Annotated in this window: 22 protein-coding genes and 1 tRNA gene; 20 read left to right on the forward strand and 3 right to left on the reverse strand. The window is 63.0% G+C overall.

Features of this window, described 5'->3' with window-relative positions; genetic code table 11:
* The first annotated feature begins 5 nt into the window (after positions 1–5).
* The 6 genes from IPL75_03120 to priA all read left to right on the forward strand — a co-directional run bounded on the left by IPL75_03120 (position 6) and on the right by priA (position 6,058).
* Entirely contained in the window at positions 6–881 is an 876-nt protein-coding gene (locus IPL75_03120; protein ID MBK9239257.1) for a YicC family protein, read from the forward strand.
* Positions 871–1,500: a guanylate kinase gene (gene gmk / locus IPL75_03125; GenBank protein MBK9239258.1), complete on the forward strand. Its 630-nt coding sequence runs from the start codon at positions 871–873 to the stop codon at positions 1,498–1,500. Before IPL75_03120 ends, gmk begins: the two co-directional genes overlap by 11 nt.
* 114 nt (positions 1,501–1,614) lie before the next feature.
* Complete coding sequence (locus IPL75_03130) at positions 1,615–1,815, forward strand: DNA-directed RNA polymerase subunit omega (protein ID MBK9239259.1); 201 nt, start codon at positions 1,615–1,617, stop codon at positions 1,813–1,815.
* 6 nt (positions 1,816–1,821) lie between these two features.
* A complete protein-coding gene (gene coaBC, locus IPL75_03135; GenBank protein MBK9239260.1) occupies positions 1,822–3,057 on the forward strand; it encodes a bifunctional phosphopantothenoylcysteine decarboxylase/phosphopantothenate--cysteine ligase CoaBC in 1,236 nt (411 codons plus the stop codon).
* Between the two features lie 170 nt (positions 3,058–3,227).
* Positions 3,228–3,824, forward strand: coding sequence for a uracil-DNA glycosylase (locus IPL75_03140; GenBank protein MBK9239261.1), 597 nt, complete (start codon positions 3,228–3,230; stop codon positions 3,822–3,824).
* Positions 3,821–6,058 carry a primosomal protein N' gene (priA, locus tag IPL75_03145; protein ID MBK9239262.1) on the forward strand — a complete coding sequence of 746 codons (2,238 nt, stop codon included), beginning with the start codon at positions 3,821–3,823 and terminating at the stop codon, positions 6,056–6,058. Before IPL75_03140 ends, priA begins: the two co-directional genes overlap by 4 nt.
* Before the next feature lie 150 nt (positions 6,059–6,208).
* On the opposite strand, the gene IPL75_03150 is transcribed toward priA, so the two are convergent.
* Together IPL75_03150 and IPL75_03155 are read right to left on the reverse strand one after the other, a co-directional pair.
* Positions 6,209–7,066, reverse strand: a complete 858-nt coding sequence (locus IPL75_03150) for a site-2 protease family protein (protein MBK9239263.1) — start codon at positions 7,064–7,066, stop codon at positions 6,209–6,211.
* Positions 7,059–7,334, reverse strand: a complete 276-nt coding sequence (locus IPL75_03155) for an integration host factor subunit beta (GenBank protein ID MBK9239264.1) — start codon at positions 7,332–7,334, stop codon at positions 7,059–7,061. The genes IPL75_03150 and IPL75_03155 overlap by 8 nt, the downstream gene beginning before the upstream one ends.
* Before the next feature lie 94 nt (positions 7,335–7,428).
* On the opposite strand from IPL75_03155, the gene der reads away from it, so the two are divergent.
* The 9 genes from der (at position 7,429) to IPL75_03200 (ending at position 13,706) form a co-directional block, all read left to right on the forward strand.
* Positions 7,429–8,787 carry a ribosome biogenesis GTPase Der gene (gene der, locus IPL75_03160; protein MBK9239265.1) on the forward strand — a complete coding sequence of 453 codons (1,359 nt, stop codon included), beginning with the start codon at positions 7,429–7,431 and terminating at the stop codon, positions 8,785–8,787.
* A gap of 319 nt (positions 8,788–9,106) precedes the next feature.
* Complete coding sequence (locus tag IPL75_03165) at positions 9,107–9,553, forward strand: MerR family transcriptional regulator (protein ID MBK9239266.1); 447 nt, start codon at positions 9,107–9,109, stop codon at positions 9,551–9,553.
* A 67-nt stretch (positions 9,554–9,620) separates the two neighbouring features.
* A tRNA-Pro gene (locus IPL75_03170) sits at positions 9,621–9,697 on the forward strand.
* Between the two features lie 158 nt (positions 9,698–9,855).
* A complete protein-coding gene (locus IPL75_03175) occupies positions 9,856–10,392 on the forward strand; it encodes a transposase zinc-binding domain-containing protein (protein MBK9239267.1) in 537 nt (178 codons plus the stop codon).
* Positions 10,334–11,161, forward strand: coding sequence for a transposase (locus tag IPL75_03180; GenBank protein MBK9239268.1), 828 nt, complete (start codon positions 10,334–10,336; stop codon positions 11,159–11,161). Before IPL75_03175 ends, IPL75_03180 begins: the two co-directional genes overlap by 59 nt.
* 573 nt (positions 11,162–11,734) lie before the next feature.
* Positions 11,735–12,061, forward strand: coding sequence for a hypothetical protein (locus IPL75_03185; protein ID MBK9239269.1), 327 nt, complete (start codon positions 11,735–11,737; stop codon positions 12,059–12,061).
* Positions 12,054–12,395 carry a hypothetical protein gene (locus IPL75_03190; protein MBK9239270.1) on the forward strand — a complete coding sequence of 114 codons (342 nt, stop codon included), beginning with the start codon at positions 12,054–12,056 and terminating at the stop codon, positions 12,393–12,395. Before IPL75_03185 ends, IPL75_03190 begins: the two co-directional genes overlap by 8 nt.
* Complete coding sequence (locus IPL75_03195; GenBank protein ID MBK9239271.1) at positions 12,367–12,720, forward strand: hypothetical protein; 354 nt, start codon at positions 12,367–12,369, stop codon at positions 12,718–12,720. The genes IPL75_03190 and IPL75_03195 overlap by 29 nt, the downstream gene beginning before the upstream one ends.
* Before the next feature lie 557 nt (positions 12,721–13,277).
* Complete coding sequence (locus IPL75_03200; GenBank protein ID MBK9239272.1) at positions 13,278–13,706, forward strand: HNH endonuclease; 429 nt, start codon at positions 13,278–13,280, stop codon at positions 13,704–13,706.
* A 310-nt stretch (positions 13,707–14,016) separates the two neighbouring features.
* On the opposite strand, the gene IPL75_03205 is transcribed toward IPL75_03200, so the two are convergent.
* Positions 14,017–15,183: an alanine racemase gene (locus IPL75_03205; GenBank protein ID MBK9239273.1), complete on the reverse strand. Its 1,167-nt coding sequence runs from the start codon at positions 15,181–15,183 to the stop codon at positions 14,017–14,019.
* A 176-nt stretch (positions 15,184–15,359) separates the two neighbouring features.
* On the opposite strand from IPL75_03205, the gene IPL75_03210 reads away from it, so the two are divergent.
* From IPL75_03210 to IPL75_03230, 5 genes are read left to right on the forward strand one after another with little or no spacing between them, the layout of a single operon-like run.
* Complete coding sequence (locus IPL75_03210) at positions 15,360–16,154, forward strand: hypothetical protein (protein MBK9239274.1); 795 nt, start codon at positions 15,360–15,362, stop codon at positions 16,152–16,154.
* Complete coding sequence (locus tag IPL75_03215; GenBank protein ID MBK9239275.1) at positions 16,147–17,784, forward strand: AAA family ATPase; 1,638 nt, start codon at positions 16,147–16,149, stop codon at positions 17,782–17,784. The genes IPL75_03210 and IPL75_03215 overlap by 8 nt, the downstream gene beginning before the upstream one ends.
* Before the next feature lie 40 nt (positions 17,785–17,824).
* On the forward strand, positions 17,825–18,661 hold the full coding sequence (locus tag IPL75_03220) for a UbiA family prenyltransferase (protein MBK9239276.1): 837 nt from the start codon (positions 17,825–17,827) through the stop codon (positions 18,659–18,661).
* Positions 18,658–19,416, forward strand: a complete 759-nt coding sequence (locus tag IPL75_03225) for a hypothetical protein (protein ID MBK9239277.1) — start codon at positions 18,658–18,660, stop codon at positions 19,414–19,416. Before IPL75_03220 ends, IPL75_03225 begins: the two co-directional genes overlap by 4 nt.
* Positions 19,409–20,707, forward strand: coding sequence for an MFS transporter (locus IPL75_03230; protein MBK9239278.1), 1,299 nt, complete (start codon positions 19,409–19,411; stop codon positions 20,705–20,707). Before IPL75_03225 ends, IPL75_03230 begins: the two co-directional genes overlap by 8 nt.
* The last annotated feature ends 58 nt before the right edge of the window (positions 20,708–20,765 follow it).

Raw genomic sequence — 20,765 nt, forward strand, 5'->3', positions numbered from 1 at the left:
GATCGATGACAGGCTTTGCCTCAGTCAGTCGTGAAGAGGCGGGGCAGCGGGTGAGTGTGACCGTGAAGTCGGTCAATCATCGATTCCTGGATGTGCAGGTGAAGATGCCGTCGGCGCTGGCGGCCGTGGAGGCGCGCCTCAAGGCGATGGTGCAGCAGCGGCTGACGCGCGGACGCGTGGAAATCGCCTTGTCGTGGGATCAGGTGGACGACACGCCGCGCGAGGTGGTGCTCAATGAGCGGCTGCTCGCCCAGATCAACGCGGCGGTGGATCGCGCGCGCGCCCAGGGGTTGGTGTCGGGTGCACTGTCGGCGTCGGACTTGTGCCGCATCCCGCATGTGCTTGAGGTGCGTGCGGCCGCCGAACGTGAGAGTGTCAGCGATGATACCGCCGGGCTGGTGGAACAGGCGGTGGGTGACGCACTTGATGCGTTGGTGATCATGCGCGAAACCGAAGGGACGTTCCTCGCCGCCGACCTGGATGCGCGGCTGTTGACGCTGCTCACTTTTGTCGAAACCGTGGAGCGCCAGGCCGCACAGGGACAGGCGGCGCTCGAAGCGCGACTGCGCGAGCGCCTGGCGGCGTTGCCCGTAGACATGCAGCAGGACCCGGCGGCGGTCACCCAGGAAGTGGTGAAGTTCGTGGCGCGGTCAGATATCCACGAGGAAATTTCGCGAATGCGCGGGCATGTGGAACACTGGCGACAACTGGCGGGCGGGCCCGAGCCGTGCGGCCGCAAGCTGGACTTTCTGGTGCAGGAAATGAATCGCGAGATCAACACCATCGGATCCAAGGCCGAGGGACTCAAGGCCACCGAACTGGTCGTTGGGGCCAAGGCGGAACTCGAGCGGGTGCGGGAGCAGGTGCAGAATGCCGAGTGAGGCGTCACGCGGCCTGCTCGTGGTGGTCTCGGCCCCGAGCGCCACCGGCAAGACCACCGTCGTCGAGCAGTTGGTGCAGGTGTTGCCCGGGTTGCGGATGTCGCGGTCGTACACGTCGCGTCCGGCGCGGCCAGGCGAAGAGGACGGACTCGACTACAACTTCATCAGCCGCGAGGCGTTCGAAGCGATGATCGCCGCCGAAGCGTTTCTCGAGTGGGCGGATGTGTTCGGCAATTATTACGGCACGGGGCGCGCCGAGACACTTACGCGGCTCGAGGCGGGCGAGGACCTGGTGCTGGTGATCGACGTGCAGGGCGCGCGCCAGGTGCGCGAGCGGTTGCCGGAAACCGTGGCCGTCTTCATGTTGCCGCCGTCGTTTGAGGTGCTCGAGCAGCGGCTGCGCAAGCGGAGCAAGGACCCGGAAGCCGAGATGCTGCGCCGGCTCGAGACCGCCCGGCGTGAGGTGGACGCGGTGGCCGCTTATGACTACGTGGTGGTCAACGACCTGCTTGAGCGCTGCGTTGGTGAACTGGCCGGCATTGTCGTGGCCGAACGCGCCAGACTCGCCCGCCGCAGGGCGACCGTGACGCCGATCATCGATACATTCAGAAATTCCTGACCCGCCTCCGCCAAGGCTACGGCGGGGCAGGCTCTGGACTCTGGACCCTGGACGCTGGACCCGGGACTCCTTGCCCCCGAATCGCGGTAGAATGATGGTTTGCAAGGAGCACTGATGGCCGATTCACCCAAGATCAACAACCCCGAGAGCCGCTTTGAGTTTGTGGCCATCGCGTCCGCCCGCGCGCACCAGTTGCTGCGCGGCTGCCTGCCCAAGCTGGAAGGCTCGGCTCAGCCTGCCCGTCGGGCCCAGCAGGAAGTGGCGTCGGGACTGGTTCCCCGCGTCGACCTTCCTATCGAAGGCACCGAAGAGTAATCAGCGATGGCGGCCGGCGAGCCCCTGATCGGGCTGGGCGTGTCCGGGGGCATCGGCGCCTACAAGGCCGTCGAGGTGGCCCGCCTTCTGCAGAAGCGCGGCTACGCCGTGCAGGCCATCCTCACGCGTAATGCCCGCCGGTTCATCGGCCCCCTGACGTTTGAGGCCATCACCCGGCGGCCCGTGATCACGAGCCAGTGGTCTGCGGGCATGAACTCCGACATCGAGCACATTGCGCTGGCCACCGGCATGCGCGCGCTCGTGGTGGCGCCGGCCACGGCCAACATCATCGGCAAGTTTGCCAACGGCATCGCCGACGACTTTCTCAGCGCACTCCATCTGGCCACGCGCGCACCCCTCCTTCTGGCGCCCGCCATGAACACCGTCATGTGGGAACACCCGGCCGTGCAGGACAACCTCGCGCGGCTCGTGGCCCGTGGCGCGCGCATTGTGGAGCCCGGCGAAGGTTATCTCGCGTGCGGGTGGGTGGGCCGCGGTCGTCTGGCCGAACCCGATGAAATTGCGGAGGCGGCCGACCGGCTTGTGCGGTCTGCCGACGCAGCGCCCTCCACTCTTGCCGGCCGCCGCATCCTGATTTCCGCGGGGCCGACGTGCGAGGACCTGGATCCCGTGCGATTCCTGGGGAATCGATCGAGCGGTCGAATGGGTTTTGCCGTGGCGCATGAAGCCATGCGACGTGGCGCCTCAGTACACCTGGTCGCGGGACCGACCGCGGTGCCACCGCCGGCGGTCAGCACGCTCACGCGCGTGCGCAGCGCCGCCGAGATGCACGCGGCCATGATGGCGGCATCACGCGAGGCGGACGCCGTGATCATGTCTGCGGCGGTGGCCGACTACACGCCGGCCGGCGGCGCGTCGAGTGCCAAGATCGAGAAGGGTGGTGCCGTGACGCTCACACTGGAACGCACCGCCGACATCCTTGCGGATCTCGGAAAGGCGCGCGGCGAGGCCGCCATGCCGGTGCTGGTGGGATTCGCCGCTGAAACGGGACCACCGGAGGCACGCGCGGCGGCCAAGCTGAAACAGAAACACGTGGACCTGATCGTGGCCAACGACGTGACAGCCCCAGGCGCCGGGTTCGACGTGGAGACCAATCAGGTCACGCTCGTCAGCGCGGCGGGCAACGTCGCGCTGCCCCTGATGTCGAAGGCCGACGTGGCGGCAGCCATCCTCGACCGCGTGGAGGCGCTGCTTGCCGCCGTGCCGGCGGTGCGCGCGTGAGCGACCGCGACGACATTCGCGAACACCTGAAGTACTACCGCGACCTCGGCGTGCTCGGCGTGACGACAGACCCCAAGTGGCGGGCCAGGACCACGGACTTGTCCGCCGGCTTGTCCGCCGTAGCTGAGGTACAGGTGCAACCCGAAGCGAAGGCGGAAGCCGAGGCCACAATGGAAACCGAAGCGAAGGTGGGCGTGCAGACGGACTCGGCGACCGCGCTCGGCGCGCTCCGCGCGCACATCGGCGACTGCACGCGTTGCAAACTCCACACGCTGGGCCGGACGCAGGTGGTGTTTGGGTCGGGCAATCCCAATGCCGACCTGATGTTTGTCGGCGAGGCGCCAGGCGCCGATGAAGACGAACAGGGCGTGCCGTTCATCGGCCGCGCGGGCCAGTTGCTCACGAAGATCATCGAAGCGATCGAGCTGCGCCGCGAGGACGTCTACATCGCCAACGTCATCAAGTGCCGGCCGCCAGGCAACCGCAACCCAGAGCCCGACGAAGTGGCGACGTGCGAGCCATTTCTCGCTCAACAAATCGCCGTCGTCCGGCCGCGCGTCATCGTGGCGCTGGGCACATTCGCAGCGCACCTGCTGTTGCGCACGGATGCCCCCATCTCGCGCATTCGTGGTGTGGTGCATGAGTATCAGGGCGCCAGTCTCATCCCGACATTTCATCCTGCGTACCTGCTTCGCAGTCCCGACAAAAAGCGCGACGTCTGGGAAGACATGAAAAAAGTGCGCGCCTTGCTGAACGACCGGCCGTGAGCGACCGGCTCGTCGCTGTGGGCGTGCCCGTGCCCGGGCTTGGCCGCCTGACGTACCGGGTGGCCCCCGGCCAGCCTCTTCCTCCCAAGGGCGCGCGCGTCCTCGTCCCCCTCGGCGGTCGCATCGTCACCGGATGTGTCATCGACTCGAACGCGATTGCCCCAGAGACCGGCACACTCCGTGACATCGAGGAGGTGCTGGATACAGACGCGTACCTGCCCGAGCACATCGTGGACCTTGCGCTGTGGGTGGCTGAGTACTACGCCGCAGGCCCGGGCGATGCACTGGCCGTGGCGCTGCCGCCGATGTCGGGCCGAGGCGGAAACACGGCATTTCGCACATTGAAGATGGCCGAACTCGTGGTGGCTGCCGAAGGCGCCGAAACGCCTGCCGCGCCGAAAGGCGCGAAGCAGGTAGAGGCGTTGGCGCGCCTTGCATCAGTACCCGAGGGCATTGCCGTGCCTGTGCTCACCAAGTCTGGAGTGGGCCTCGCCACATTGCGCTCGCTCGAACGCCTTGGCCTCGTGCGACTCAGAGACGAAGTGGTCGAGCGCGATCCGTTTCAGGGCGCTGCCGACGGCGCGCAATCCCTGTGGACGCTGGGCGGAGACACACCGGGCACCCGCGATCTCACCCCTGAGCAGGCGCTGGCGTACCGCCATCTCGAAGAGGCCGTTGTGGCAGGGCAGTTCAAGACGATGCTGCTGCAGGGGGTCACCGGGAGCGGAAAGACTGAGCTGTACGTGCGGCTGGCCGCATTGGTGCTGTCGCGAGGCAAACGCGTGTTGGTGCTGGTGCCCGAGATCGCCCTGACTCCCGCCGTTGCCGGGCTGTTTCGAGCCCGGTTTGGCCGTCGCGTCACCATCCAGCACTCGGGCCTGTCGGATGGTGAGCGCCATGATCAGTGGCATCGCATCCGCCGCGGTGAAGTGGACGTGGTGGTGGGAACGCGGTCCGCTGTCTTTGCACCGCTCGCCGGCATCGGCCTGGTGATCGTGGACGAAGAACACGACGGCGCCTACAAGCAGGAGGAATCGCCGCGCTATCAGGGCCGCGACGTGGCGGTGGTGCGCGGCCGGATGGAAGGCGCGGTGGTGGTGCTGGGGTCGGCCACGCCGTCGATGGAGTCGGCCGCAAATGCCACTTCAGGTCGTTACGACCGCCTGATGCTCACGCAGCGAGTGATGAACCGTCCACTGGCCGACGTGCGGGTGGTGGACATGCGGCCCGAGTTTGCGGCCCACGGCGCGGACGTGGTGATCAGTCAGGCGTTGTGGGAGGCGCTGGAGTTGCGGTTGTCGCGCGGCGAACAGTCGCTCGTGCTCCTGAACCGGCGCGGATTCGCGACCGTGGTGTTTTGCCGAAGTTGCGCCGCCACACTCGAGTGCCCGCATTGTTCGGTGACCCTCACGTATCACCGCACAGCGCGACGGGTGCGGTGTCACTACTGCAACTATGCGACGACGATCCCGAAAGCCTGCGGTACCTGTGGCGGAGAGTTCCTCGAACAGTCAGGCGTGGGCACCGAGCGGCTCGAGGCCGAGATTCGCACACGGTTTCCTGGCGCACGCGTAGTGCGTGTCGATCGCGACACCATCAGGCGGCGTGGCGCGATTGCCCGAGTGCTGGGCGACGTCGCTCGCGGCGATGTGGACATCCTCGTCGGCACCCAGATGATTGCGAAGGGACATGATTTCCCGTCGGTCACACTCGTGGGCGTGATCTCGGCCGACGTCGGATTGGGCATGGCGGACTTTCGCGCCGCCGAGCGCACGTTTCAGCTCCTGACACAGGTGGTGGGACGCGCCGGCCGCGGTGACATGGCCGGCGAGGCGCTCGTGCAAACGCTGTATCCCGATCACTACAGCGTCCGCGCCGCCGCGGCGCAGGACTACGCCGCGTTCTTCGAAAAGGAAACCGAGTTCCGCACACGCATGGACTATCCCCCCCGCGTTGGCCTCATCAACGTCATCGTCCGTGGCAAGTCACTGGGCCAGGCGATGGACGATGCGACGGCGCTTGCCGGGCTGGTGCGGCACCAGGGCCCCAAGGCGCACCTGCTGGGGCCCGCGCCCGCGCCGATGTCGAAGATCAAGGACGAATACCGCGTGCAGTTCTTCCTCAAGGGCCACCAGCGTCGCTCGATGCGCGAGGCCCTCCTGCGGGCGCTCGACCTCAGGCCGGAGCTGAAGCGCCGCACGACGATCGACGTCGATCCGAACTCCGTGCTCTAGCGGCGCGTGTCGGGGTCCTGGGGTCCTGGAGTCCCGGGGTTCGTGGTGGCGCTTTGCGCTACGTTCTTGGTTGACTAAGTCCCTGCGCCGAACGGCGCAGGCTCCGCCGACCCCCGGGACCCCGGGACTCCCGGACCCCGACAAGCGTCTCTACTCCCACTCAAACGTGATCGGCGTCGGCGTAAAGCAGACGATAAAGATGATGAGCGCGAGGGCGGCCACGACGAGGCGGCCGCGTGAGAGGGGTGTCCAGTCGTCGAGGGGCGGTGGGTGCCGGAGGCCGACCATCCACGTCATGGCCGTGAGCATGACGGCCATGGCGATCCAGCTCGTGGCGAGAAACGAAAGTCCCACCACCGTCGCGAGCGTAATGATCGAGAACTTCACCGCGCGGTGGCCAAACACCGCATAGGCGATGTGGCCGCCGTCAAGCTGCCCGAACGGCAGCAGGTTCAACGCCGTGGCCAGCATGCCGAACCACGCGGCAAACCCCATCGGGTGAATGACGATGTCGGTGCCCTCGGGGAGGGGACCGTGGACGAGGCGCGCGAGCGCCTTGAAGAGCAGCGGTTCACCAAGAAAAAGGGTGCCTGCGTCCTCTGGCAACGGCATGAGATCCGACAGCCAGATCCCGACGATGAGGAACGGCAAGAGCGTAATGAATCCGGCGAGTGGGCCGGCCACGCCGATGTCGAACAGCGCGGCTCTGGACGGAAACTGTTCGCGGATTTTGATCACGGCGCCCAGAGTGCCGGTGAGCAGGATCGGCGCCGGAATGAAATATGGCAGCGTGCAGTCCACGTTGTGCCACCGGCAGGCGAAGTAGTGGCCGAACTCGTGGGCGCCCAGGATGGTCAGGATGGCGAGGGCGTACCAGGGGCCGGCGCCGAGGAACGTGGTGGTGACCGCGGTCAGCAGGAACAACGTGACGGGCAGTACGGCCCATCCGTGGTCAAACTTGCGGCGCGGGACAAAAACTGGGGGGACGGCCGGGTCGAATTCACTCACCGGGGATGTTCTGCAGTTCCTTGCCAGGCTTGAATCGAATGGTGCGGCCGGGCGGGATCTTCACTTCCTTGCCCGTCCTGGGATTGCGGCCAATCCCGCGCTTCCTGGGTTTGACCTGGAACACTCCGAACCCGCGCAATTCGATGCGGTCGCCCTTCATCATCGAGGCCCGCATGGCGTCGAACACCGCGTCCACGGCCACTTCGGCCTTGACCTTGGTGATGGCTGCGAGACGCGACACCTCATTAACGATGTCGACTTTGATCATGACTTAGGGGCCAAGCGGTATCCGTAAGTGACTATAAAAAAGATACTTACGGAGTCAAGTATCGGGCTAACTGTGCGAGTACACTGGAAGGGAGATGGCCAAGCAAGGCGTCGGTCCCAGCGTGGTGCTGGTGGGCCGGCCGAACGTCGGAAAATCCACACTCTTCAATCGCATCGCGGGCACCCGCCGGTCCATTGTGGCCCCGGTGGCGGGCACCACCCGCGACATGGTGTCGGCGCCTGCCCAGTGGCTCAATCACCAGTTCATGCTGGCCGACACCGGAGGCCTGTTCGGCGCCACGACTGACCCGCTGCACTCGATGGTGGTGGAGCAGGGGCTGCGCGGCATGCAGTCGGCCGACATCATCGTGTTCCTCGTGGATGGGCGCGAGGGGCTGGTGCCTGGCGACCTGGACATTGCCCAGGCGGTGCGGGCGCTCAACCGGCCGGTGATCCTGGCGGTGAACAAGGCGGATGACAAGCGGGCGAAGGCGCGCGCGGCTGAGTTTCACCAGCTCGGGTTCAACCTGATGGAGGTTTCGGCCGAACACGGCGACGGTGTGGCCGACCTGCTCGATGAATTGCTCAAGCTCTTTCCCGTCAAGTCCACCGCCCCTGAACCCGAAGCCGAGCCCGAAGTGGCCATCGCCATCGTCGGCCGGCCGAACGTCGGGAAGTCGTCGCTGGTCAACCGGCTCCTGCGCGAAGAGCGGGTGATGGTGAGTGACATGCCGGGCACCACCCGCGATTCGGTGGACGTGATGCTGCAGTACCGCAAGAAGCGGCTGCGGCTCGTGGATACGGCCGGTATGCGGCGACCGGGCAAGGTGGCCACGGCGGGGCAGGTGGAATCGATCAGCGTGGTGCTGGCCAAGCGCGCGATGACCAAGGCGGACGTGGCCGTGATTCTGATCGATGCGGCCGAGGGTGCCACTGATCGCGACGCCGCCATTGCGGGTGAAGCGCAAGAGGCAGGCTGCGGTGTGGTGATCGTGGTGAACAAGTGGGACCTGATGGCGGGTTCCGATCAGCAGTTCGTGAAGGACTACGACGACAAGCTGCGTTTCCAGCTCAAGTTCCTGGAGTACGCGCCCATCCTCCACATCTCGGCGTTGACGGGCGACCGCACTGGGAAGGTGCTTGAGATGGCGGTGCGTGTGGCCGAGGCGCGCACCAAACGCGTGCCCACGTCAGCGCTCAACAAGTTCGTGGAAGAGATCACCGTCGCGAACCCGCCCACGAGCAAACACCGCCGTGCGGTGCGCATCATGTACGCCGCGCAGACCGCCAGCGCACCGCCGCGCTTCGTGTTCTTCACGAACGTGGCGACCGAGTTTCACTTCTCGTACGAGCGGTATCTCGTCAATCAGCTACGCGAGCACTTTGGTTTCATAGGAACTCCGATTCGCATCAGCGTCAGGCGTCGGGCGAAACGGACAGACGGCGCGCGCTGAGGCGTAATGGCGAAATGCCACAAATGTCCGAAATGGCGAAATGCCGGACAAACCAAATGCCCGGAATGGCCGAATGTCCAAGGCGCGCAATGATCCAATGACCCTGGAGCAGCAGATTCAACCACTGACGACCAAGGACATTCGACCATTCTTCCCTGCAATGATTTGTCCGCATTTCGCCATTTCGGACATTTGTGCCATTTGGCCATTGCGCCAGACACAGAAGATCGTGTCGCCCAGAGGCCTCTGATATACTGCCGATTCACTGTCTGTGTCTTCAGCACCGATCCCTAATCGCCCCTCGTTCCGGGCACAAGAGGTGTGTGAAATCGCCAGTGTCCAGCCGTACGTGTTGCGTGGCTGGGAGGCGGAGTTTCCAGACCTGGGTGTGGTCAAGACGCCGAACGGTCCGCGCGTATATCGCCGCGCGGATGTGGAGCGGGTATTACGGCTCAAGCACCTGATTCAGGTGGAGGGGCTGACGCTCTCGGGCGCCAGACGGCGGTTGGAAGAGGAAGCCGTCCCTGAACTGTTTGCGGGGCCCGAGCTGTTTGCGGGAGAAGTTGAGCGGGGGAGTGAGGGCAGCGCAGTCACGCAGGCGCCGGCCTCGGTCGCGCCAGTGGTGGATCAGGCCGCACGCGCACATCTGCAGGAGGTCAAGGTGGGCCTGCAGTGGATCCTGAAGACACTCGAAGGCGGCAGCGAGTTCGCGCTGGCAGCCGCGCCCCAAGCGGCGAAGAAACGAAGTCGGAAAGTGGAGAAGTAGGGAACTGAGGAACTTGGGAACTGGGGAACTTAGAAAGTAGGATAGTAGGAGAAGAAAGCGGTTTCGGCGGGATGTAGCGCAGCCTGGTAGCGCACTTGACTGGGGGTCAAGGGGTCCCGAGTTCGAATCTCGGCATCCCGACCATTTTCTTCTGAGCAATTCGATCGATTCACGGCCCGCCTCGAGCGGGCCGTTGCTGTTTTGGGCACACAGTGGGCACAAGGTAGCGGGCCTCCGTGGGTTTGAGATGAATCTGGCTACGGCGACGTCGGGGGGTGTGGCAGATCCCGCATCAAGGTCGCGTGGGCGCGTACGCAGTTCCTGCGACCGTTGATGCGCGTTGGCGTCAGGGTCAGCCCGGTGCTGCCGCCGCCGCGTCGGGCACGGTCCTTGCCGTCCACCGTGCCGTGGGCGTTCCCGTCGTCCGCGATCACTACGAGACGCTCCGCGCGCAGGCGGCGGGGCGACGTGATGGGCATGGCCTCCCGCGGTTTGTGGAGCGGGCATTCGAGGACTTTCTGTCGTGTGGATGCCTCGCGGCGGGCTTCGCCCGTTTCCTGTGTGCTGCGTGCCGGCACGAGCGGCTCGTGGCCTTTTCGTGCAAAGGGCGCGGCTTCTGTTCCAGCTGCGGTGGGCGGAGGATGACGGAGCGCGCCGCGCATCTGGTCGAGTACGTGTTTCCAAACGTGCCAGTGCGGCAGTGGGAACTCTCCCTGCCGCCGCGCGTGCGGTACGTCCTGGCGTGGGACCATGGGCTCTGTCGCCGTCGTCGCGGTCTAAATGCGTGCGGTACTCGGGTGGTTGCGACAACAGGCCCGTGCCCGAGGGGGGCGCGATAGCAGAGGCGGCGCCGTCGTCATCGTCCAGCGATTCGGATCGGCGCTCAATCTGAACGTACACCTCCACGCGATGGTCATGCACGGCGTGTTCACGCGGGATGCGCGAGGTGAGGTCCACTTTCACGCTGCGCGGTACCCGATGACTCCTGACCTGACGCCGCTGCTGGTGATGCTGGCGAGGCGCATCGAGCGCCTGTTGGCGCGCCACGGTGTGTTCGACGCTGCTGAGGGTGTCGAAGTAGCCGACCCGTGGGCCGAGGAGATGCCCACACTGGCGGGGCTGGCGGACCGCGTCCGTGCGCGGTGTGGCGGCGTTCGGGCCCCGGGCGGGGCTGTCGGTGCGGCGCTGCGGCGACCCGGCAGCGGCTCCCGACGCGCCGGGATCGCGGGATTGGCACGCACGTGTGCAGGGGTTCGATTTGCATGCGGGAATCGCAGTGCGGGCGGGAGCGCGCGATCGTCTGGAGCGCCTGTGTCGGTACGCGTTACGCCCGGCGGTAGGGCAGGAGCGCCTGCGTATGAGTCCCGATGGGCAAGTGGTGCTCGAGTTGATCCGTACGACCTGGTGTGGAAGGGCGAGGACGACGAGGTCATGCGGATCGTGACCGAACGACCAGAGACGGCGCTCGCCGGGTGCGGAGGTGTGTTCACGGCCGTCGTGACCTGCGGTCGGCGCAAGCTAATGCACCGACTACTCGATGCCGGATTCAAGGTCCATTCGCAGGCGGGCGGGTGCCACTCCTATCTGCTCGAGACGCCCGTCATGTGAACGACGAAGCACGCGCTTATGGACATTGCGGTTTTCCTGAAAGCCTGCGGCGCAACCTAGATACTCGCAGGGTGGCTGTGCCTGAGGACACCGCTTACGCCACGCGAAGTCGATCGCGATCAGAGTAAGGATCGATCTCGACGACAATCCTCTTATCGAGACCGTGGGCGGAGCCGGCCGCCTTCCGCGCGCCACGGCCTTCATTTCTGCCCGCAGCGACCCGAGACGCTGAACCTTTGTGCGCTTCATTTTGATCTCCGGTCGAGTACTGCCGGACTCAGGTGCATGTAGCGCTGCGTCGTCGCGTGGTCCGTGATGTCCCGCGAGTTCCTGAACCGCCATGGCCGGCGTTCCACGCATCGCCAGATGCGAACGGAACGCCGCAGTGATGTTGCACGCCTAGGGCTCTTACGTCGGCGCGATCATCTCATTTCCGGCGATCGGAGCGGTTCGTTATTTCTTCACTATATTTTGCACGACACACACCATAAAACTGGCCCAGATTCTCCGTTTCTTGACTGTGGCTACCGGGATCAAAGACACTAATATGGTTGATAAGGAGGCGGTAAGCTTATGTCGCAGGAAATCGACTTACTGACGGAGATTCGTGACTTGCTGCAGGTAATGGCCGAACCAGCGCTCGCGCAGCGGGATGCGAAATTGCGGTCCTCCTTGCGGGCTGTCGTTGGGAGCGGTGCTAAGAAAGCCAAAGCTGCGCAACTCATGGACGGATCGCGCACGAGATCTCAGGTCGCCAAGGAATCCGGGATGGATGACGGGAACCTCAGCAGGCTTGTCAAGGCGTTGTCGGACGCGAAGCTCATCACCGACCAAAAGAACCCGAAGATCCTCGTAAAGGTTCCCTATTCATTTTTCAGCGAGGACGGCTCAAATGAGTGACGTCGAACTGCTCAAGGAAGTGCGTCAGATGCGCAAGCTGTTGGAGCTGATAGCCGAACCAGCTATTGCACAGCGGGATGCGAAGTTACGTGAGGACTTGCGAAGCGCTGTCGGCAATGGCGCAAGAAAGCAGAAGTCGATCTTCCTGATGGATGGCACCCGCACACAGACACAAATCGCCAATCAGGTGCCCGTGGATCAAGGTGACCTCAGTAAGCTGCTCGCGAGGCTTGAGAGCAGCGATTTGCTGGTGGACGGAAGAAAGCAACCCAAACTAGCGATCAGCATTCCCGTGAGTTTTTTCGATGCCGATACAAACGCAAAACGACGATAGTCTCCTCTCTGTTCTGACCGAAATTCGAAATTGGCTTCGCGCTGCGGCACACAAGCCGGTGCAGGCAATGCTCGAAGAAGCGCTGCCCGACGCGAAGACCCGAACCGCGTATCAGATGTTCGATGGCACGAAATCAGTGGAGCAGGTCCGGATCGCCTGCAAGTTGAGTCCCAATGCGGTCGTCGCAATGACGCTTCGTTGTGTCTCTATGGGCTTGATGGAAGCAAAGGCCGACAAACGGCGAGTGCGGCTTTTCGATCTGAACGATTTCGGGCTGTTGCCCGAGGGGGGAATCAAGTCCGGAGGCAACGGTGACGAGCGATAGACGTCTCAAGAAGGATAGCGTTGAGGTCTCTTCGCAGGGGCTGACGGATGAATTGGTCGCGATCAAGGATCGCTTGAGTGCAATTGAAACGATTCAGAGCATCTCGAACGCCACCGTGGTCCAGTCGTATGTGGAAGAACATCTGACAACGAGCAAGGCGAAGGAGCTAATGCGTGAGTGCGAAGTGCCTCGCACTCGCTCGCACTTGAAGACAAAGTTCGACTTCAAGAGTGACCAAGCGCTAAATCACCACCTGAAGCCGTTACGGGACGCGATCCTTGTACGCGAAGCAGTCGAGGAGGACGGCTCTGTCGTCTTCGAGTGGAGCAATTTGTTTAGTCGTCTCCCAAAGACGAAGATCAAGAAAATTCTAAGCGCTGAGTAGTGAGCATTTCTTGCGAGTGAACCGCCGCATGGCCGAAAAAGCGACAGCGAGATCCACGAAGCCCATGCCCAGGGAGCGAGAGAGTTTATCGCTGAAGATTAAGGTCGTCGTGCTCACTGAGTCTGGCTACAGGTGCGCCGTTCCCACATGTCGAAATATTCTCGCGTTGGACATGCACCATATCTGGGAGGTTTCTGCAGACGGGAGCGACGACCCTTCGAACCTCATCGCACTATGCCCGACGTGCCATGCGCTTTATCACCGCGGGACAATCAAGCAGGATTCGATTTACGTCTACAAATCCATGCTCGTCGCAATTACGGGAGCGTTCGATCTTGAAGCGGTTGATCGGCTCCTGTTCCTCGAAATGCTCACGCAGGATTTTGTCGTCGTATCCGGCGATGGGCTCTTACATTTCGGGCGACTAGTCGCTGCGGGCCTTGCGACCGCGACGCTGAAGGCAAATAACAACTGGCAGATCGTCACTTATGCCGTGAATATCAGCGCGAAGGGCAAGATGTTGATCGAGGCCTGGAAGTCAGGTGATCGGACTCGCGTCAAAGAAGTAATGGGCGGTCCGATCACGAGTCAATCCCAGTAAGCGGTAGTGCTCAGTGAGCACTACCAGTAAGGGCGACGCCGATCTTCACGGCTCACGGTAAGTCGTGAATTCTAGGGAGGCGGCGTGATTCAGACCTTGGCTGATGAAGGCACCTATGACCTCTACGTCAGCTCAGGCCGGACTCTAAACCTAAACGCTACTCAAATGCGGGGGGACGTCGGACCTTCTGCTGATCGCCACCACGCATGGTCGCATCGTAGTACAGCCACAATCCGAGGCGATCCCCATCACCGTGGGGGTTCAGCGGCCTGCTGGCGGCAGTTGCCGCCGCGAGCGAGGCCAAGCTCGTTCAGGGTTCGGTCATCGAAAGGAAGACGGTCGAGGGCTCGGGCTGCCCAAGAAAGCGGGAGGCAACTGATTGTAGATAGGCACCAGCGTCGTCAATCGCCAATAGGTCCCCGACGCTCACATCGCCGGGGAGTTGAGCGACGCTGAGAATGTCCCCCGAGAAGCTCGATCGCCCAACCACCGACGCACGCCCGGCGGGCGACGTTCTGCGCGCGTCGGAAGACCCAATGCGACGGATGCTATGGGGCGATTCCGGATGAACCAAAGGCCGCTGAAACACGGCGATGCTGGCGTCGACACCGATAAAGCGCTCACCCCGCAATTCCTTGACGTCGGTGACCGTGGTGACGAACGTCGCGCAGTCGGCGACGAGTGCGCGGCCGGGCTCGAACACCAGGTCCACGGCGTGCCCAACTCGATCGACGAGAAACTCCGCACAGGTGGCGAGCCCCTCTGCGAACCCGCTAAGATCGAAACTCCGTCCGCATCGCTCGTAGTCGACCCCGATCCCGCCGCCTATGTTCAGATACGACAATGCCGGCAACTCGGCGGCGACCCGCGCGGCGCGATGCAGCGTGGGCAACATCTCCTCGGGACGTTGAAAGCTGGTTCCCAAATACACGTGAGCGCCGGTGAGACGGGCGCCAGTCCGCGCGGCTATCGCGATCGCGCGCTGTACGTCGTCCGCGGAAATCCCAAGTCGATCTGCGGATCTCGGCCCACCAATCGACGCGGCGTTGAGGCGAATGCCGGCCTCCGTCGCACCAAGATCCAGCCATGCCTCAAGCTGCGAGAGAGAATCCAGATTCGTTCGAACGTGTAGTTGTTGCAGCAGCCGCATGTCTTGGCGCGTGATGCCGGTCGCCGTAAACTGCGTTTCGGCAACGCAGATGCCGGCCTCAATCGCGAGCCGGAGATGTGGAACCGAATTCACGCATGCGCCTATGCCCAACTCGGCGACTGTTCGGAGAACCTCCGGCCGATCATTCGCTACGATCGCAAAGAGCAGCCGGCATCGAGCAGGCTCCAACACCCGCCTCAATTCAGACGCACGCGCCCGAACCTGCGCAAGATCGTAAACGTAGAGTGGCGTGCCGTGCTTCGAGGCTAACGCGACGAGACGTGCTTCGGCCTGTTGTGCGGTTGCCGCTTCAGACGCGGTGTTCATGTGCGATTTCCATCACAATCTCCGACGGTTGCGGTCCCGGCGCGACTCGACCCCGGGCCTACCTTGTACGCACGGCAGGTGGCCGCATGGAGCCATACGCCACGGCTCCCAAGATCTTGCGGTATTCTATTGACTCACTGTTGCCCAAAAACAGCAACATTCGTTAGGATTAAGACATGATGCCCATAGAGGCTGTTCATAAAGCCTATTTGAACCGGGACGATACGGCGCTCGTCGCGGCCCTCAAGTCGTTGGTCCACAAGCTGATCCGCGATGTTCAGACCCTCGGCCCCGCAGCCGTATCCCTTCAGCTGAGGGAGTATCGCGACCTTCGGGCCATCATCAAGAAAACGGCGAGCGAAGCGAGCCCGACGCCAGCTGGAGAGCTCGCGTATCTCGCCGGCTTCATTAGCGCATACACAGACTACATCACGCTCATTGTCGATCGCGAAGCCGTTGATGCGGCGGAGGCCAAACTGTCGGCCGACCGGGATCCGGCGGAGCCGGTCGACTTGATTCGTATGATGATTCTGAAGACAGCGTTTGCACATTCCGGATCGCGCGCAACCGAACTTGTTCGCGGAGTCGCGGCGGCTGCGGATGTGTCCGAGAGCATAGTCAAGTACCATATCTCGCAGCTCGCAAAGATGGCGATACTTGAGAAGGTGACGCTCGGCCCCAAAGCTGTAGCGTACCGCGTCTCTCCGCTGGGTGAGGCCATATTGGCGCGACGCATGAGACCGTACGAGCTCGCTTTGTTCCTCGTCGACGAGGCCGCGCGGGATGGCCGCCTGCGGGCGGCGATGCAGGACGAGATGCGGCGTACCTGGGCGACTGAGCCTCAACCGAACGCGATCGTCACACGTCCGCCACTCCTCGTCCGCAGGGCCGCCACTCGCCCGACCGCAGGTTACGTGGAGGGTCTCCGGATCGCGCACCAGGCGTATGTCCAGAGCGCTGCCAATGGCTGACGTTCCCGGCACGATTGTCAGCTTTTATTCCTATAAGGGTGGCGTAGGGAGAACCATGTCTGTGGTCAACGTCGCCATGACGCTCGCGGAGAACGGCTTTCGCGTGCTCGTGGTGGACCTCGACCTACTCGCGCCGGGCGTGCAGAATTACCCCCTGTTTCATGAAGCAGCGAAGTCCTCGATCACATATGCGGCCCCCGAGACGCGCGAACTCGGCACGGGCGGAGTCCTCGATCTCGTCGAACGCCAGCTCTGTTCATCACTCAAAGGCGCGGAGCATCCATTCCAGGAGCCATTCGTCCCGGCCGACGGCGACCCCAACATGTGGCGGAAGTGGAAACGCCGGGTGCATGAGAATAAGACATCGAACGGACTGGTCGACGTTCTGCCGGCAGGTCCTTCGTCGCATCAAGCGGTGGAATCCCTCGCGCAGGTCGGATGGTACCGATTCCTGACCGAGTTTGACGGCATGGCACTTGTTCTATCCATGCGGGATCAGTGGTGGCGCGAGGACTATGACTTTACACTGATCGACAGTCGGACGGGTCTTTCCGACTATCTGCAGTTTTGTGTAGGAATGCTGCCGGACGTGGCCGTGGTGATCGCTGGCCTCAACGAACAGAACCTCGACGGCTTGGCCGCAGCGCTGCAGGGTGTCGAGGAGGTCCTTCCTTATCGCGACGTCGATCTGAACGTTATTCCTGTCCTCTCGTTGATCCCGTCCGGAGAGCGTGGCCATGTGGGCGCTCGTTTCATACGCGCCCAACAGCTGCTGGAGGAAGTCCGAACGCGAGGGTTGGTCCGCGACCAAAGAACATTGCGAATTCTCGGCGAGCCAGTGCGACTGCCGTATGTGGCCACGCTTTCGGTCGCCGAGCGGCTCGTCGTGCCGAACGATCCCGACGCTGCGATTTTTCGACCGTACGTTCGGATCGCGGAAATGCTGGCGCGACACCGGTTCGCGGCAATCGACAACCTATTTGATGAGGCGATCTACGAAGGATCCGCCGCTGGCCTAGCCTCGTCCGGGGTGTCCCACCTTCTCGACCAAGCGCGTGCCAAGTCCACCGCTGCCGGGTACACCTATGGGAACATCTGCTGCGAGAAGCTGGATGGCCAGCGATTGGCGTACGCTGCGAAAGGGAGCCGGACTCATTTCGAAAAGGCAGTGCAGCTCATTCGCCAACGGCGTGGGCTCGAACCTAACGAGTCGTGGGACAAAGCCGATAAGTCGATCGGCCACTGGAAAATAGAGTTGGACACGCTGGTGTTTTACGCTCGAATTCTTGCTGCAGAGCAGGCGCCTGACGAGGCTATCCGGGCGTTCAGTGACGCGCTGGCGTTCGCCACCGCATTCGAAAAACGGAACCACTCCGACATGTTCAGTGACCGTGATTGGGACCGGTATTCTCACGAGATGCTGTTCACGCGAGCCTTCTGTGAGCTCGGCCGGATCGAGTTGCAAATCAGCGAGGTAATGAGCCACCGAATGTCACCGACGCAAACGCTTAAAGACAATCTCGAGAACACGCGAACACTCTTTCAACAACTTATGCCGCACGGAATCAGCGAAGCACTCGAACGCCGATTGGAAGAGAGCGATAGTGCAGTCAAACACCTTACAGCGTAGCGGCGAGCACGTGGCTGGAGTTTGTGAACTGGTTACCCCAATGCAACGCGCAACGATCCTCGCACAGCTCTTTCGTGTTGGGAATAGCGCGCTGCTCGGTGCACTCGCCGTCTTCTCGATCGATGAGCCGCGCATTGGATACGAGTGGTCGATACTCGATCAAGTCTTGCTGTTCGTCAGTTGGACGACCCTAGCCGCGACCGCCTACGCGGTCAACGACCTCGTCGACCGCGTCCGTGATCGAGTGAACCGGCCACACCGCTACCTTCAGAAGGTGGACCGAACGCCGCTGTGGCTTATCGCGTCGGTAGCGTTCGCAGGCGGCGTCGCGGTGTTGACCGGCGCGTTTGTGCCCCTCGACAATTTCCTCGCAGTCGAGATTGTCTGGGCCTCCTGCGCGATCGGGTACTCGTTCGGACTGAAGCAGCGCTCAGGCCTCTTGGCGAATCTCCTAACGGCGTTCTGCGTGGCAACGTCGGCCGCGCCAGGCTTGCTGCAGGGTGCGGCGCCGAGACTCCTGTCGCTGCTGCCCGTGCTCTTTCTAGTCATGCTTGCGCGCGAGATCTGGAAGGACATAGAAGACGAGCCCGGAGACATCATTGCCCGACTTCGCACTCTGCCGATCCTTCGGGGCAAGAAAGTCGCCGCACGCAGCGCGAGCGTCATCGACGCGGCGGCATGTGTCGCGCTGCTACTCGGCAGCCGGGTTGGCCTCGCGCCGGAGATGATCTCCGCGTGCCTTGCCGCCGTCGGCCTCGGCGCGAGTGCGTGGCTATTCGTTCAGCCAGACAGGCTCCCCGCCCACCGCGTACAGAAGCTGCACCGGTATGCAGCCATCCTTGTGTTCTTCGTATTCGTCGCCGGCAGCATGTTATGAACGAGCGTGCGACGCCGTTCGCTGGACGTGGACTCGTGCTCTTGCTCGACCCCGACCGTTCGACCGCGACGAGCGCCGAGGCGGCAATCCGCCTCGCCGCCGACAACGGTTTCAAGGCCGTGTGGGTAGGAGGAACCTTTCTTCATCGCTCGAACGGCTCGGACATCGCGCGAGTCGCGGTCGCCGTAGGACAGGACTGCGGCTTCCCAGTATTCGCCATCCTCGGATTGTCAGCGGCGGATGCGACGCTTGCGCCTGGGTTGTCCGGAGTCCTCTTGCCGCTCATCGGCACCCTCTCGGCTGCTGGGGAGCTAGTCGGACAGGCATATCGATCTACACCCGCTCTCAAGGCATTGGGCGCTCCTGTGTTCCCAATGGCCTACCTCTGTGTTGATGGCGGCCGAATCACGTCGGCGAGTCACGGACTGCAAGGTGTCCCTCTGCCTCGTGACAAGCCAGAGATCGCTGCCACATTGGCATTGTGCGGGCAGTTAACCGGCGCTGCGTGCATCTATCTCGACGCTGGCAGTGGTGCGCCGGATGCCGTTCCCGCTGACCTTATCGCCGCGACCCGAGCGGTCGTGAGCGTTCCTCTCGTCGTCGGTGGCGGCATTCGCCGCCCCCACGATGCGGAGGCCGCATTCGCAGCCGGCGCCGATGTCGTCGTCGTCGGTTCTGTATTCGAAGCAACTAGCTCACACGCGGAGTTCGAGTCATTCGGCGCCATCGTTAGGGGAGAACAGAGCCATGGGTGAGACACTGGCGGTACCGGGCGCCCAGCAGCCCAAGAGAATCCGCGTGGCTTGGAGTCTCTTCGACTTCTGCAACTCCTTCGTAATCATCAATGGGTCTCTGTACATCTCGCAGTGGGTCACCGAGCATGGTGTGCGCGAGTTCTGGTACGGATTCAGCTTTGCGATTTCCACCGTGGCTCTGCTGTTGACCGCGCCGCTCATCGGATGGATCGTGGACCGAACGGCCCATCGAGTCAGTTGGCTCCGAGGGCAGACGGTACTCATCGCGCTATGCGCCGTCCTAATTCCCGTCATGGTGCTGCGCCTCGGCGACGGGCTGACCACCGCTGTGGTTGTACTTATTCTGTTTTCCTTCTTGAACTTTTTCTATCAAACGAGTCTGATTTTCTACGACTCGATGCTGCCGCGGTTAGTTACCGGTCGCCTGACTTCAGTGATGTCGGGCATCGGTGAAGGCCTCGGACACTTCGGATCGATTGTCGGGATATTCCTCGTGCTTCCTCTCGTCAGCACAGGAATTCCACCGCTGCTGCCTCCAGGCGGCATCTATGCCCTGGCACCCGCAGGGTTGCTGTCTGGCATCTGCGTCCTCGGCATTTTGAGCTTCCTCCACGATCGCGAGGTCTCGTCACCGGTCTCCGGAATCACGGTTCGGCAACGCTATCGTGACTCCAGGGACCAACTGGTCGATTCCACGCGCGACCGAACTGTTCGCCGATTCCTGTTGGCGTTCTATCTCTACGGCGACGCGATTCTCTCGGTGCAGCTGTTTATTCCCATCTATCTTCGCGAGGTCTGGTCGCTGTCGAGTGACAAGGTCGCGCTGACAGTGCTCGTCGCGCTAGTCACCGCGGGCATCGGCGCCATGGCATCCGGCGCGCTCGCCGTCCGCTACGGCATCCGCCGACTCCTCGTCCTCGTACTCTGGGGGTGGTGCGTCGGTTTGGTAGGCATCGCCCTCTCGCCATCGTTCGGTATGTTCTTGGCTTTCTTCGCGCCGTGCGGGTTGCTATTTGGCGCGGCGTGGGCCCTTTCCCGTGCGTTCCTGGCGGTCGCAGGAAAGGACGATCGCATGGGCCTCTACTTCGGCCTGTATTCCGTCGCGCAACGTTTCTCGGCAATACTTGGCCCGCTCATCTGGGGCGCGGTCGTCTGGGCGTTAGGCGACTACGGGCACTGGGCGCATCGAAGCGCCATGCTCGCGATGGCTGTACTACTCGTTGCCGGTACTTTGGTAGCTCGAGGCCTGCCGGAGCCTGAGAGCGCTCGAGCGGGTGAGACTCTCAACTGATCATCGCCGCCAGGGACGCCGAGTGGCGGTGGGCCAACTTGATCTGCCCACTCCTGAA

It is taken from the genome of Acidobacteriota bacterium (assembly GCA_016716905.1).
Lineage (GTDB): Bacteria > Acidobacteriota > Vicinamibacteria > Vicinamibacterales > SCN-69-37 > SYFT01.